This is a genomic window from Paraburkholderia sp. BL27I4N3, from assembly GCF_003386115.1.
Lineage (GTDB): Bacteria > Pseudomonadota > Gammaproteobacteria > Burkholderiales > Burkholderiaceae > Paraburkholderia.
The window spans coordinates 13,421-27,555 of record NZ_QREJ01000003.1 but is presented as its reverse complement, the minus strand read 5'-3'; the positions used below and the strand labels follow the sequence as shown (position 1 = coordinate 27,555).

At 57.1% G+C, this 14,135-nt stretch carries 11 protein-coding genes; 2 read left to right on the top strand and 9 right to left on the bottom strand.

Translation table 11 applies throughout. The annotated features are described in order from the left end of the window. Positions 1-24: 24 nt before the first annotated feature. The 9 genes from B0G71_RS40195 to B0G71_RS40155 form a co-directional block, all read right to left on the bottom strand. On the bottom strand, positions 25-1,359 hold the full coding sequence (locus B0G71_RS40195) for a sugar ABC transporter substrate-binding protein (protein ID WP_404935505.1): 1,335 nt from the start codon (positions 1,357-1,359) through the stop codon (positions 25-27). A gap of 105 nt (positions 1,360-1,464) precedes the next feature. Beyond that, positions 1,465-2,241 carry an L-iditol 2-dehydrogenase gene (locus tag B0G71_RS40190; RefSeq protein ID WP_116150060.1) on the bottom strand — a complete coding sequence of 259 codons (777 nt, stop codon included), beginning with the start codon at positions 2,239-2,241 and terminating at the stop codon, positions 1,465-1,467. Positions 2,242-2,348: 107 nt separating this feature from the next. Continuing rightward, positions 2,349-3,809 carry a glucose-6-phosphate dehydrogenase gene (gene zwf / locus B0G71_RS40185; RefSeq protein ID WP_116150059.1) on the bottom strand — a complete coding sequence of 487 codons (1,461 nt, stop codon included), beginning with the start codon at positions 3,807-3,809 and terminating at the stop codon, positions 2,349-2,351. Between the two features lie 33 nt (positions 3,810-3,842). Next, positions 3,843-5,126: a D-tagatose-bisphosphate aldolase, class II, non-catalytic subunit gene (locus B0G71_RS40180; protein ID WP_116150057.1), complete on the bottom strand. Its 1,284-nt coding sequence runs from the start codon at positions 5,124-5,126 to the stop codon at positions 3,843-3,845. Beyond that, positions 5,119-6,105, bottom strand: coding sequence for a sugar kinase (locus B0G71_RS40175; RefSeq protein WP_116150056.1), 987 nt, complete (start codon positions 6,103-6,105; stop codon positions 5,119-5,121). The genes B0G71_RS40180 and B0G71_RS40175 overlap by 8 nt, the downstream gene beginning before the upstream one ends. After that, the gene (locus tag B0G71_RS40170; RefSeq protein ID WP_258875880.1) at positions 6,098-7,048 is read right to left on the bottom strand and encodes an ABC transporter permease; all 951 of its coding nucleotides are present in this window, start codon (positions 7,046-7,048) and stop codon (positions 6,098-6,100) included. The genes B0G71_RS40175 and B0G71_RS40170 overlap by 8 nt, the downstream gene beginning before the upstream one ends. 50 nt (positions 7,049-7,098) lie before the next feature. Continuing rightward, complete coding sequence (locus B0G71_RS40165) at positions 7,099-8,661, bottom strand: sugar ABC transporter ATP-binding protein (protein ID WP_116150052.1); 1,563 nt, start codon at positions 8,659-8,661, stop codon at positions 7,099-7,101. Next, positions 8,658-9,551, bottom strand: coding sequence for a substrate-binding domain-containing protein (locus B0G71_RS40160; protein ID WP_258875879.1), 894 nt, complete (start codon positions 9,549-9,551; stop codon positions 8,658-8,660). Before B0G71_RS40160 ends, B0G71_RS40165 begins: the two co-directional genes overlap by 4 nt. A 29-nt stretch (positions 9,552-9,580) precedes the next feature. Continuing rightward, complete coding sequence (locus tag B0G71_RS40155) at positions 9,581-10,396, bottom strand: DeoR/GlpR family DNA-binding transcription regulator (RefSeq protein WP_116150048.1); 816 nt, start codon at positions 10,394-10,396, stop codon at positions 9,581-9,583. 651 nt (positions 10,397-11,047) lie between these two features. On the opposite strand from B0G71_RS40155, the gene B0G71_RS40150 reads away from it, so the two are divergent. Continuing rightward, positions 11,048-12,457: an APC family permease gene (locus B0G71_RS40150; RefSeq protein ID WP_181916995.1), complete on the top strand. Its 1,410-nt coding sequence runs from the start codon at positions 11,048-11,050 to the stop codon at positions 12,455-12,457. 341 nt (positions 12,458-12,798) lie between these two features. Next, positions 12,799-13,644 carry a phytanoyl-CoA dioxygenase family protein gene (locus tag B0G71_RS40145; protein WP_116150044.1) on the top strand — a complete coding sequence of 282 codons (846 nt, stop codon included), beginning with the start codon at positions 12,799-12,801 and terminating at the stop codon, positions 13,642-13,644. The last annotated feature ends 491 nt before the right edge of the window (positions 13,645-14,135 follow it).

Below are 14,135 nucleotides of genomic sequence, written 5' to 3'. Positions count from 1 at the left end.
CCTCTGATTCAATGCATTCCGACGTTACTTCTGATAGCCGGCCTGACGCACGGCACGGTCGGCGGCGGCGTTTCCTGCCTTCAAAGCCGAAGCCACGTCCGTCTGTCCAGCCACAACACCAGCAATGGCTTGACCCACAATGGTTCCGAATGACTGGAACTCGGGGATGCCGACGTACTGGACACCGGTGTACGGAACCTTTTTCAGCGTCGAATCATTCGGGTTCGCTGTCTCAATCGCCTTCAACACAAAATCGCCGAAGGGGGCGGCCTGCTTATATTCCGGGCGAGCGTAGGTCGACCTACGGGTCCCCGGGGGAACCGACGCCCAGCCTTCGTCCTTCGCCACCAGCTCGATGTACTGCTTCGAAGTGGCCCATGCAGCGAATTTCTTCGCAGCGTCCTGGGACTTTGACGTCTTGGGCACCGCGAACGACCACGACCACAGCCAATGTGATCCTTTGGGTGTGACTGCGACAGGCGCCGCGGCGAAGCCGATCTTGTCCGCTACCTGCGACTGAGCCTTGTTGTAGAGCATGCCGGCCGCGACTGTCGCGTCAATCCACATCGCGCACTTGCCCGATGACATCAGCGTCAGGTTTTCGTTGAAACCATTCGAACTGGCCCCCGGGGGACCGTCTTTCTTCAGGAGATCCGAGTAGAACGTAATCGCCTTGTTCCATTCGGGCGTATCAAGCTGTGCCTTCCAGTTCTCGTCGAACCATCGTCCGCCGTAGGTATTGACCACCGTCGAGACGTACGCCATGTTTTCGCCCCAACCAGCCTTGCCTCGCAAACAGATGCCATACATGCCATTTGCCTTGTCGGTCAGCTTGTCAGCGAACTCCTTGACCTGATCGTAAGTAGGCTGGTCTGGCATCTTGAGGCCTTTTGCCGCAAACAGGTCCTTGCGGTAAAAGGTCATCGAACTCTCGACGTAGAAGGGAAGCGCCCACAACTGGCCATTCGAAGACAGACCATCACGCGCGGTCTTGACAACATCGTCAAGGTCGTAATCGGCCGGCAGGTTGGTCATCGGTGCCAGCCATCCACGCTTGCCCCACTGCGGCGCTTCATACGTGCCGATGGCGACCACGTCGAACTGACCGCTGTTTGTGGTGATGTCGGTCGTCGCCCGTTGACGCAACACGTTCTCTTCGAGAATCACCCAATTCAGCTTGATATCCGGATTTGCTTTCTCGAAACTGGCGGAGAGCTTCTTGAGTTCGAGCATGTCCGGGTTATTGAGCGTGGCAATCGTCACGCTCGCTGCGCTTGCGAGTTGCGCCGCGCAGAGGGTGACGCCGACAATTACCGCCTTGCGGATCGCCGTGCGGCTCGTTGGGGCTTTCATCTTCATGTCTGTCTCCATTGATTTGTTACTTCTGGCTTTTGGGGTGGTGCTGTGTATCGCCGCTCCCTTCGGCCTCCCGGTCGTCGTGGAGCGGTTTCCTGCGAACTGCGATTAGCTCATCCAGTTGCCGCCGTCCACGTTGAGCGTCTGTGCGGTGATGTAGTCAGCGTCTATCGACGCCAGGAAAACCGCCGCGCCCGTCAGCTCGTCGGGGCGACCCATGCGACCCAACGGCACCCCTTCGCCCACCAGACGCTTCTTCTCACCGATCGGGCGGTTCTCGTACCGTGCAAACAGCGCATCAACATCCTTCCACATGGGCGTGTCGATGACGCCCGGAGCGATGCCGTTAACATTGATGCGGTGAGGCGCAAGCGCGAGCGCAGCCGACTGCGTGTAACTGATAACGGCGGCCTTGCTGGCGCAATAGTGGGACACCAGTGCCTCGCCGCGGCGTCCAGCCTGAGACGCCATGTTGATGATCTTGCCGCCACCACCTTGATCCACCATCTGCCGCGCGACCCGCTGCATCAGGAAGAACATGCCCTTCACGTTCACCGCGAAAATCCTGTCAAAAATTTCCCATGACTCGTCAAGCATTGGACGCATGTCGAATACGGCCGCGTTATTGAACAGAATGTCGACGCGCCCGAAATGGTCGACTGTCGAACGCACAACGCTTTCTATGCTCTCGCGTTTGGTGATGTCTGCCTGGAGCAGCAGAAGATGGTCTTTGTCCGCATCCCCGTATGTCGCCTCGAGTTCCGACTTCGGCCGGACATCCACCACAACGACCTTCGCTCCTTCATTCAGATACCGGCGAACAACCGCCTCGCCGATGCCCGTTGCGCCACCCGTCACGATGGCAATCTTGTCTTTCAGTTGCATCCTGCATCTCCTCAGATGGAAAACATTCCCGTCAATGGCCCTCAGGTCATCAGATTAGGATTACTACGTGGGTCAAACAGATGCTCTCGCGTTTTCCCGACATGTCGCTAGTTTTCCTCCTCTAGCCAGCAGGTACCATGTTGAGCCAGCAGCGCGCTCGCTGAAGCGGGCCCCCAAGTTCCTGCCGCGTAGGGTTTCGGCATTCCCTCGCCGCGGCGCCAGGCATTCAGGAGCGGGTTGACCCACTTCCATGCCGTCTCCTGCTCGTCGCGCCGCACGAACAGCGATAGGCGACCATGGATTACGTCAAGAAGCAGGCGCTGATAGGCTTCCATCTGCGCTTGCGGGAAAAACTGGTCGAACGCCAGATCCAGATAAACGTTCGCCAGATTCATCCTCTCGCCAGGCTTCTTGGCCTGCGCGTAAAGGCGGATCGATTCGTTGGGCTGCAACCGGATGACGAGTCGATTTGGCGCGGGTGCGCTGCTACCCGTTGCATCGATGGCTGAATGCGGAACCGGTCGGAAATTCACGACAATTTCGGCCATCCTGCCCGCGAGACGCTTGCCTGTTCTAAGGAAGAACGGAACTCCGGCCCAGCGCCAGTTTTCGATCTCAACTTTTAGCGCGACAAAGGTCTCGGTTGTGCTTGCGGCGGCAACACCCTTTTCATCCACATAAGCAGGAACACGGCGGCCGCCGATCACCCCTTCGCGATACTGTCCGCGGACAGCCATTGACGGGACCTCGGCTGGCTTGATGGGCTTCAATGCCCGCAGCACGCGCAGCTTTTCGTCGCGAACGCTGTCGGAATCCATCGAATGCGGTGGCTCCATTGCAACAATCGCGAGCAGCTGAAGCAGGTGGTTCTGCACCATATCGCGCAGCGCGCCAGTCGAATCGTAAAACTCCCCGCGATCTTCGGCTCCCAGTTCCTCGGCAATCGTAATCTGGATATTGGAAACCCACTCGCGACGCCAGAGCGGTTCAAACAGGACATTTCCGAACCGTAATGCCAGCAGGTTCTGAACCGATTCCTTGCCCAGATAGTGGTCGATCCGGTAGATCTGGTCTTCTTCAAACAGCTCACCTACCGCATCATTGATCGCGTTGGACGAATGCAGATCATGGCCGAGCGGTTTTTCGAGTACGACACGTGCGTTGGCGTTGAGCCCCACCTCAGCCAGTGCCTGACAGGTTGGCACAAACAGCGACGGGCCCGTAGCCAGGTAGAACACCCGCACACCATCGATATCGTCCAGCACCGCTTTCAGCGCGAGGAAATCGGTCCGGGCCGAGAGGTCAAGAGGCAGGTATGAAATCCGTGCCAGGAACTCGGTCCAGGCCGGATCGTCTGTCGCGCCCGATGAGAGATGCTCATGCACGTGCGTCGAAATCCAGTCGTGGTAGCCACTGGCATCCAGTTGGCCACGGGCCACCCCGACGATTCTCCCGTGTGCCGGCAGCAGGCCCGCACGATGTGCCTCATAGAGAGCCGGCAGGATCTTGCGCTTGGCGAGATCCCCCGTTGCACCGAACAGGACGAAGGCAAAGGATTCAGGTTTCATTGCGGCTTTCAGTCTGGTTTGGTGAAGTGCGCTTCATGCCTTGCACGCAGCAGCGTACACGCCGATGACTTCGCGAATCTTGCTCTGGATGAGGCTCATTGGCGACGCATCGATCCACCCGCGCCTGAACTGCCAGTATTGCTCTGGCAGGTAGCGGCTAAGCAGGTTTTCGGAGATGGTGACGTCGGTCAGGTTGCTGATCAGCTTTTGCGCTGCCGCATCGATCTCCGGGTCAGCCCAGTAATACCGGACCCGGTCGCTATAGCTGTACGTTCTCAGTAGCCGCTTCTCCCGTTCGTTGCCGTGATAATACTTTTCCCAGTTGCCGGGCCTGGTGAGCATGACCTTCTCGACCACTTCACGCAGGTTGGATCTGGCCTCCGGAGCAATGAGTTCGGCCTCGATGTCGGAAAGCGCATAGAGCGCTTCTCGCAGAGCGAACGTGACCCCCGGGCCAACTTTCAGAATTGCAAACCCATCCCGCACCAGCGCGGCGAGCGATTCCGGCTTCTGATAGTCAGTAGAGTGAGCCTCGAAGACCATGCCGGGTAACTGTTCAAGAACCCCGGAAAGATTTGTGGCAAGCTCGGGCCTATAATCCACGACCTTCGTATGATCGAACTCGACGCCCGGTTGAACGACGAGCGCGATCACACGTTGCCATGCATCATCCAGGCCTCGATCGCGCCACGCATTGCGGTGAACTGCGACGGTATCCAGAGCAGCATCGGGGCTGGTTACCTCCACCGTATCCAGTTCTTCGGCAGCGCCGCCTGGGACCGGAACCTCGGTGCCAATGATATACACCGGCATTTCTGTTTTACCTTCGCGCCCGGCAGCAGCTTCGGCGATCGCACACAGGCGCGAGGCTCTCTCGGCAACAACATCGTCCGAAAGACGCGCCGGGTCGCCAGCACAGCTCATGCTTGTGTCGAGGTGAATTTTTTTGAAGCCAGCCGACACATAGGCATCAATGAGCGCCTCCGCGCGTTGCATGGCTTCCTCTGCGGATAGGCTACGCCAGGCATTGGGGCCGAGATGGTCACCGCCGAGAATTAGCCTCGCGCGAGGCAGGCCGACGCGATCGGCGATGAGGTGGACGAAGCGCACGAAATCAGCAGGCTTCATCCCCGTATAACCACCAAACTGGTCAACCTGATTCGACGTCGATTCGACCAGCAGCGGTGTGTCGTCGTCAAGCGCCTGTTTCATTGCGGCGCCGAGCACCCATGGATGGGCCGAGCAGATTGAATAGATGCCCTTGAGTTTCTGGGCCGCGCGCTCATCGCCGCAGAGGCGCGATACCACGTTAGCCATGATGTTGCTCCGAAGTGTTCGCGATGAATTCGTCGAGTTGTGCCAGCGTCGCCGTGCCCTCCATCGGGCCGCGGAATGTCACCGCCCGTGCACCGGCCGCGCATGCATAGCTCAGCGCCTTTTCGCTGCCGAAGCCTTGAGCGCGACAGGCGATGTAAGTCCCACCGAAACAGTCACCGGCTCCTGTCGGATCGATCTCCTGGACTGGCAGCGAAGGAATGTTTAGCTCGGTCGTCCCGTCGTAGTAACTGCATCCATCCTTTCCGCGCTTGACCACTACTTCACGCACGCCACGCTTCAGAAGCTCTTCGATGGCTCCCTGTTCGGTGCTCGCACTGGCGAGCAGCATCACCTCGTGGCCGCTGGGCAGGAAAACATCGGTGTAGTCCAGAATGAAGTCGAGAGCCTCTCGCATTTCGGGAATGCGGAGCATCTCCTTTCTGATGTTCGGGTCGAAGCTCACCGTGCCACCATGCCCCTTGACGGCTTCGATGACCTTTTTCATCGCTTCGATGATCCGGAAGGAAAAGAGCGACGAACCCATCACGTGAAAGTGGCGGCATTCCTTGAGCAGGTCTTCCCGGATGTTGCCGACCGACAGGTGGCCGGAGGCGCTGTTCGCGATGTTGTAGATAAAGTCGCGGTCGCCATCTTCGCGGTAGGTGACGAATGCACTTCCCGTTGTTGCAGTCTTGATGACGGAGATACCTGAGACGTCGACGCCATCCGCACGCAACCGCTCGACGTTGAGTACGCCGAAATCGTCATCGCCGACGCAACCGATCATTGCACAGCGGCTGCCGACTTTCGCGATCTGGTCAATGAAAATGGCCGGGGCGCCGCTCGCGTACGGACCGACCAGTGTTCCGGGCTTGCGGAACGACTGTCCGCGCTCGGTGGCCATGATTTCGACCAGAATTTCGCCCATCGTCAGGATGTAGCCGGCTTTACCGGCCTTATGCAGTTCAGTGTTAGCCATGGCGCTTCTTCGTTTGAACATCGATGCAAACGGCGACGAGAATGACGACGCCCTTCACGATCAGTTGATAAAAGTACGGAACACTCAGCAGATTCATGCCGTTGTTGATGACGCCAATGATGAGCGCACCGATCAGCGTGCCGGCAATCGTGCCGTAACCGCCGCTCAGACTCGTACCGCCGAGCACGGCCGCCGCAATGGCATCCAGTTCATAGCCGAGACCGGCGTTGGGTTGGGCTGAATACAGGCGTGAAGTCATCAGCACGCCCCCGATGCTCGCCATCAGCCCCGAGATCATGAAAATGACTATCCGCAGGCGTCTTACATTGATGCCCGAATACAGCGCAGCTTCACGGTTCCCGCCGGCCAGATATGCTTTTCGGCCAAACACCGTTTTTGCCAGGACAAAATGGTTGACAACCAGCAGCACGCCGAGAACCCAGATAGGTATCGCGATGCCGAGGAACGTGCCATTGCCGAGCGCCGCGAAACGGTCGTCGTCAATCGAGATCGGCACGCCGGCCGACGTGATATAGGCAAATCCCCGAAAAACCCCCATCGTCGCGACCGTGACGATGAAAGACGGGATGGTCAGCATCGCAGTCAGCGTGCCATTGACCAGTCCTAGTACCAGTCCCGCCGCCATGGCGACGACAACGGCCAGTGCCGGATGCAGTCCGTGCTGCATCGCGAAGGCCGCGATGGTCCCGACGAGCGCCATCACGGCACCGACGGAGAGGTCGATGTCGCCCAGCAGCAGCACGTACGTCATTCCGAAGCCGAGAATGGCGATAATCGACACCTGCATGACGATGTTCAGCAGGTTGCCGAGGGTCAGGAAATTGGACGACAAAATTGCGAATAGCACGCAGAGTAAAGCAAGACCGCACACGATTCCGCCGTAGTGACGAATCCATTTGGAGAGTGCGGTCGCGCTGCTCATGCGCTCGCCCGATTCACCCAGGCTGGCACTTGCGGAGAGGTCGGATGGTTTCATGCTTGTGCTGCTCCTGTTGCATATGACATGACGGTCTCCTGAGTCAGTCCGGTCGTGTCGAATTCCCTGACAAGGCGCTTCTCACGCATCACCGCGAGACGGTCGCTCATAGCCAGCGCCTCGGGCAGTTCCGAGGAGACCAGAATGATGGCGGTGCCGGTGTCCGCGAGTTCTCGCATCACGCGATAGATTTCGAACTTCGCGCCTACGTCAACGCCTCGGGTCGGCTCATCAAGGATAAGCACTTTGGGTTTGAGAGAGAGCCATTTCGAGAAGACAACTTTCTGCTGATTGCCCCCGCTCAGGTCCCCAACTGCCTGGTGCGGACCCGCTGTCTTGATCTTCATACGAGCGATGGCCTCGCGCGTCTCGCGTTGCTCGAACCTGCTGTTGAGAATGCCGAATCGAGAACCCTTTCTCTCGAAACTTGCCATCGTGATGTTCTGTGCAATTGAATGCATGAGTACGAGGCCTTCGTGCTTTCTGTCTTCCGTGACGAACGCAATACCGGCTGAGATCGCGCTTTCAGGCGACCGCAGGCGCAGCGCCCTGTCCTCCATCACGATCTGTCCCGTGGGGCGTCCGATGCCAAACAGCGCGTTCATCACGTCGGAACGCCCCGCCCCAATGAGGCCAAAGAATCCGTAGATCTCACCCGGCCTGACATTGAAACTGATGTCATGAAACTTGCCATCAATGGTGAGCTTCCTGACCTCGAGCAACGGCACCCTGGTGGTATCGAGAGGCGTAGTACGCGGAGGATAGACATCGCTCATTTCGCGCCCGACCATGAGGTTGATCAGCGCACCAATCGTCGTCTCATTCTTGTCGTGCGTGCAGATGTACTGCCCGTCGCGCATCACCGAGATGTCGTCCGAGATCCGCATGATCTCCTCCATGCGGTGCGAGATGTAGACAACGGCTGTTCCCCTCGCCTTGAGTTTCGTCACGATGTTGAACAGCACTTCGGCTTCCCGGTCGCTCAGGGACGACGTAGGCTCGTCCATGATGACGAGTTCAGCATTGCGGCTCAGTCCTTTCGCAATTTCGACAAGTTGCCGCTGGGCCATTGACAGGCGCGAAACCGGAACGCGTGCATCGATATCGATCCCGAGATCGCCGAGCAGATCCTGCGCGCGCCGGAGTAGCGATTTGAAGTCAACGATCCCGAACCGCTGCGGCTCGTGCCCTGCGAAGATGTTCTCGGCCACGCTCAGGTTGGTGGCGAGGCTGAGTTCCTGATAGATGATTGAAATGCCGGCCGCCTGAGATTCGGACGGGTTGGCAAACGCGACACGCTGCCCGCGCAGGAGCAGTTCGCCCCTGGTCGGTTCATGCACTCCCGCCAGTATCTTCATCAGGGTCGACTTCCCGGCACCGTTTTCGCCCAGAATCGTGTGAACCCGTCCACTTCGCAACGTCAGCGAAACGTTCTTGATCGCTTCGACAGGGCCGAACGATTTGGCGATGGACCTCAACTCCACGAAAGGGGAGCCGGCGTGATCGCCAGAGTTCGCGCCCGATGCCGGGGCGCGCAGGCTAGTCGAGCTCGCGTTCATTTTGCGGCTTCGTGCAGATAGACCCCGGGCGTTACGGGGATCAGTTTCGCAACCTGCTGCTTCTCGGCGACCTTCACGGCCGTGTCTACAGCGACAGCGCCCATTTTTTCGGGGTACTGACGGATGACTCCAACGAAATTGGGATTCTTGTCGACCGCTGCGCGTGCCTCCGGCATGCCATCGAAGCCGATCACCTTGACATGGTTACCCGCGGATTTTCCGGCGACTGCTGCCGCCATCGCTGCGTCGTCACCGAACCCGAAGATTCCATCGAGATCCGGATGGGCCTGAAGCATATTCTGCGCGGTCGTCAACGCTTCGGCTCGCGTGATGCCCGGTTGGACGGCGACAACGTGCACGCCAGGGCAGGCACCCAGGGCCTTCTTGAAGCCAGTAACGCGGTCGATCACGGACTGTATCGTCGGATAATCGATCACGCCGACCTTGCCCTTTCCGCCGAGCACCTTGCACATGAGCTGCCCGGCCATCTGGCCGCCCGCATAGTTATCGGTCGCGATATGGGAGGCAACCTCGACTCCCTGCGCGCCAATATCTACGGTAATGACAGGGATTCCCGCGCGTTGCGCGGTCATCACGGCCGCCTTGACGCCTTTCGAGTCCACTGGCGACAGCACGATCACATCGACCTTGCGTGTCACGAAGTCCTGCACGTCGGCGATCTGCTTGCTCAGGTCCTGATTGGCGATCGAAATGTCGAGCTTCGCGTTGTCTTTCTGCGCTTCCTGTTTCATCGCATCAGCGAGAGCAACGTAAAACGGGTGCTGCTGCGTGAGAAGGGATGCGCCGATCTTGACCTGCTCAGCGTGCGCGAAAGAAGCGGCTGCAAAGGTGGCGGTGATAGCCAGGCTTGCTGCAATGCATTTGGGCATCAACTTCATTGTCTCTTCCTCTGATAGGGCTAGGCGGTGGCTTTGCGGAATTCAAGAATTCCACGTTCCTTTCTGTGGAGCTGAAGTCCTCTGCGCGGCATCAGTTCCATTGTGGGTGGGTCGATTCCATCATCGATCAGCAGCGCGTCGACTTCAGCGACGTTCGCGAAAACTTCACCCTCGCGCTCATTCAGTTGCGGCTGATACGCGACGACAATTGTCCGTGTAGCCGTTCGCCGCGCAGCCTCAAACACCCTGCCCGCTGCCGGGTCCGCACAAAGCAGATTGCCGTCCCGATCGAGCCCAGTGGCCTCAAGAAAACAAAGATCGATTGACCGCCGTGTCACCGATGCTTCCGCGTCGGGACCCGTCATGACCGTGTCGCCCTGTTCCAGCTGCCCGCCCGTCAACAGCAGTTCGCAATGAAGAAAGCGGTGTGCCGTTTGGGCCATTCCGATGTCCTGCACCAACAAGGCAAGATTCGAACAGTCAGACAGAAACGGCAGGATTTTATGAACGATCTCGCCAGCGCCCATCATCAGCGACTCGTGATCGTCGACGGCCTCGGCGGCAAACCGGGCGATCGTCGTTTCCGACGCCTTTCGCGTTGCTCCATCCGACACGGGCACCAGCACGTTGTCCCCGGGCTTCTGCGCGAGATAGCGAGCCTTGCCGAACGACCGGACGAGATACCGCTGCTGTTCCAGATAGGTCAGGTCAGTGCGGATCGTGACGCTCGAAACATCGAACGCCTGACTGAGTTCCTCGACCGAAACCTCCCCGCGCTTGCGGACCAGTTCGACGATTTGCAGCCGCCGCCTCAGAGAACTCTTGTTTGTCAGCATGTCTCCGATCTCGAAAGAAAACGCTTCTATTTCGAAAGAGTTTAGTTTCGAATCGAAAGAATGCAAAGCGATTTTTTGCGATGACCGGTATGGGGCTTTCCCTGGTCATCGAGCGGTGGCGACCGAGACGCCCGGAACTGCCCCGGTCACGCCACGACCTCTCCTCTGATCATTTAGCCGCCACGTTGTCGTGCACCGCTGATCTCTACTGGCAAACGAGCAGGTCCTTACTTCATTGAGAAGGATTGCTCGTTTGCATCCTGACCGCCGGGCCGTTCTTCACTATTTGTAGATAATTATCTATCTAAAGGCTAATGACCAAGTCTGCGATATCAACCTTTTCATGACGTCGCCCGCCCCACCGTGACCTGCAAAACGGACCAGACGGTCTATTTTCACGTAAATGGCGCGCCTTTTTTTGGATGATCTGGGCTAGCAGGGGTTTACACTCGTTCTATTGACAAGCTGATATTGGCTTCTTACTGTTCAGAATACTAGATAGATATCTATTTGTGTGACCAGACAGGCATGTCGCGAGCAGATGGGGGTGGCTACCTGATATTGGGATCACGAATACAAGGGCAGTCGGACAAATTTGCAAATGACGAGGTATCGGGCAATGGAAAAAATCGGGAAAGGAAGGGTGAATTTATGAACTTGTCTACTCAGACGCGCGTACCCACCAAGGGCGGCCTAAGTACGTGGCAGATAGCCGTATTGATTTCTGCGGCCGCGGCGCCACTGTCAGGTGTTGTAGCCACTGGACCGATTGCCCTTATTTTTGGAAACGGGGCCGGTTTACCCGGTATCTTCTTGATCGTCGCTGCCCTCATGATTGTCTTTGGCCTCGGGTATACGGCACTCATTCGTGAAATCCCCGGCGAGGGCGCTTTCTATCGATATCTAAGCGTGGTCTTCGGTTCTGGCGTTGGAAACGGTGCTGCTTGCGTCGCGATGCTCGCCTACCTTTCACTGACCACAGCGGTCGGCATCGGTACCGCCTACTTCGCCGACTTCACCCTGTCCCAGTTCGGACTTCATTTTGGCTTCGTCCCATGGGCCGTCATTTTGATCGGTGTAGTCGCCCTGTTGGGCAGAGCAAATGTCGACATCGCGGCTAAGGTTGTCGTGCCTATGATCGTGATCGAATTTTCTCTGCTCCTTGCGCTCATCGTCGCGATCGTCTTTCACAAGGGCGTTGAAACATTCCCCACAGCGGCACTCGCACCGCACTATGTATTTGGTGCAGGCGCGGGCGTGTCGTTGATGATCGTCGTGGCCTGCTTCATTGGTGTCGAATCGGCCGCGCTTTATGCGTCAGAAGCATCAAATCCGGACCGTTCAATTCCACGAGCCACAATCGCGGCGATATTGATCATTAGTCTGATCTACTTTCCGACGTTTTGGGCGATCGTAGGTGATCTTGGAGTTGGAAAAATTGGGGCTATCGCCGCCGCGGGGCAGACAAGTAGCGATATGCAACAAGGACTGATCCTTCGATTGTTCGGTACAAATATCTCACTTACCGTCCAAGGAATTGTTGCTGTTCTGTTGTGCACCAGTAATTTCGCCAGCTTTATTGCGCTCCATAATGCGGCTGCCCGATACGTCCATACACTCAGCCTGCATCGGATCATCCCGTCTGCGCTCTCGGTGCAGAAGAATACGGACTCGCCGGCCCGCGCCAGCCTCGCGACCACCGCAGCCGAGACGTTCGCTGTCGTGTTGGTCGTACTTGCCCATTTCGACTACGTCGTTGCATTCGCGCCGCTGTATGCGTTGGGCGTGACCGGAGTTATCGCCCTGCAGGCAGTGGTCGCCGCAGCGGTAGTCACGTTTTTTGTTAGACGTGGCGACAAGCGAACCTTTGTAACGGTCATCGCTCCGTCCGTCGCCTTCCTCGGATTCGTTGTTACTGGGTTCCTGATCGCTCAGAACTATGGAATTTTGGCTGGCAGCGAATCGATCTATGTTCGGTTATCTCCGCTAGCGTTTGTTGCGGTGTTCACCATCGGTTTTATGAGACGTAGGCGCGTCGGAATCAGTGCGACGCCTATCTGATCCACTGCAAGGTCGTACTACCCGTGACGTAGTCCTCCGCGGTGGACCAAGCTACGACGGGGTTTGCATAAACGCCATTGCGCTCGGACTAACGGAAACCGGAATGTTTGATCGCTTCACCGCCTCGCCCAATCCGAGGCTTCGGTGGCGGCGGCCGTGCCCGCGAGCTGAATTGCGCGGGCACTTCCCTAAGGTATCGCTGGAGCCGCGTCATCGTCGAAATTCGCGATTCGCTTGAGGGAGCCAAGCATTGTGTGCCAGAGCTTTGAACTTACGCAACAGCGGGAAGGCTCCGACCGTCGTTGCAAACTAAATGCAGCATCTTAATTAGAGGTATTCCGATGTTAATCAAAGAGGTTGGAAATAGTGAATCAATAGAAAACATTGTCAAAATACTTCATGAAGACGGTGGAGTTATCATAAAAGGTTTTCTTGATCGTGACACACATCAAGGCCTGAAACGCGATATGGAAAACCTGCTAACGCCAAGCGAGGTCAAGGGTGATGAGTTCCTAGGAAAAAGTACCAAACGACGTGCCGGCCTGTTTAACCACACAGACCACGCTATTACCATCGCCATGCATCCTCAATTTCTTGAGACAGCAAAACAGATTTTGCAAACGCCAATCGCAGTCTGGGCGGGTACAGAGCGCCTCGAAACAGCTCCCGACATTCATATCGGTGTCACCATGGCGATTCAGTTACTGCCAGGCCAAGGAAAACAACCACTGCATCGCGACGATTCTACATGGCTGTGGCGACATCCGAATTATGGTCGTGAGGCTAGATTGCAGATAATGATAGCAGTATCTGAATTTACGGCTGTAAACGGGGCCACCCAAGTTATCCCTGGAAGTCATAAATGGGATGATGATCGAGTGCCGAGAGATGACGAAGCAGTTCAGGCTGTCATGAATGAAGGTGATGCCCTGTTATGGCTTGGATCGACTTATCATGGTGGTGGCCAAAACAATTCCGACGCACCGAGAACCGGTGTGACGATGGCCTATGATATCGCCATTTTAAGACAGGAAGAAAATCAATATTTGACGATATCTAAAGAGCGGATAAAGCAGTTCCCCACTGAACTGCAAGAACTTCTCGGTTGGAAGCGTAGCTCTACCTATGCCGGGTATGTGGACATCGGCGGGGAAATGGCCTCCCCCACAAAACTACTTACTATGTAACCGAGGATCATGCCAAATCCGACAGCGGAAGCGCGGTTGCCCCAATACCAGCGGAAGATAAACTGCCAGTATTGAGAAGGCACTCGCAGGTTGGGCGACCTCCCGGCTCGCCCACCAGGAAAACCGGGTTCATTGCCAGAATTCCATAGACGTCGCAATCGGAAATCGAAGAGCATCGTATTTGTCCTCGAGGTCGCCACGCCTCATTGTCGGACTCCCTTCCCTGCAGCACGTACTGATTTGTCCGGCGATGATTTTGTCTGGAAACGGATGGAGAACCCTTATTGGCAGGTTCGCACGACCCACGAGCCTGACGCGCTGAAATGCTAGTCGCCGAAACGGTAGAATCCGCCAAAGACGCCGGCGTGAGAGGCATCCAGCGTGAAGGGCGTGATCGCTGAAGCGACTGTGATCGATTCGCCCCAGCTCGCTGGGTGTCACTAACATGTGGCGACCCACTACCATGTCATTGCTTGCATGAGACGTTAAGT

Excerpts from the sequence above, each read along its gene's own strand:
- B0G71_RS40195 (WP_404935505.1), bottom strand. The coding sequence starts at position 1,359 with ATGAAGATGAAAGCCCCAACGAGCCGCACGGCGATCCGCAAGGCGGTA.
- B0G71_RS40190 (WP_116150060.1), bottom strand. The coding sequence starts at position 2,241 with ATGCAACTGAAAGACAAGATTGCCATCGTGACGGGTGGCGCAACGGGC.
- zwf (WP_116150059.1), bottom strand. The coding sequence starts at position 3,809 with ATGAAACCTGAATCCTTTGCCTTCGTCCTGTTCGGTGCAACGGGGGAT.
- B0G71_RS40180 (WP_116150057.1), bottom strand. The coding sequence starts at position 5,126 with ATGGCTAACGTGGTATCGCGCCTCTGCGGCGATGAGCGCGCGGCCCAG.
- B0G71_RS40175 (WP_116150056.1), bottom strand. The coding sequence starts at position 6,105 with ATGGCTAACACTGAACTGCATAAGGCCGGTAAAGCCGGCTACATCCTG.
- B0G71_RS40170 (WP_258875880.1), bottom strand. The coding sequence starts at position 7,048 with ATGAGCAGCGCGACCGCACTCTCCAAATGGATTCGTCACTACGGCGGA.
- B0G71_RS40165 (WP_116150052.1), bottom strand. The coding sequence starts at position 8,661 with ATGAACGCGAGCTCGACTAGCCTGCGCGCCCCGGCATCGGGCGCGAAC.
- B0G71_RS40160 (WP_258875879.1), bottom strand. The coding sequence starts at position 9,551 with ATGCCCAAATGCATTGCAGCAAGCCTGGCTATCACCGCCACCTTTGCA.
- B0G71_RS40155 (WP_116150048.1), bottom strand. The coding sequence starts at position 10,396 with ATGCTGACAAACAAGAGTTCTCTGAGGCGGCGGCTGCAAATCGTCGAA.
- B0G71_RS40150 (WP_181916995.1), top strand. The coding sequence starts at position 11,048 with ATGAACTTGTCTACTCAGACGCGCGTACCCACCAAGGGCGGCCTAAGT.
- B0G71_RS40145 (WP_116150044.1), top strand. The coding sequence starts at position 12,799 with ATGTTAATCAAAGAGGTTGGAAATAGTGAATCAATAGAAAACATTGTC.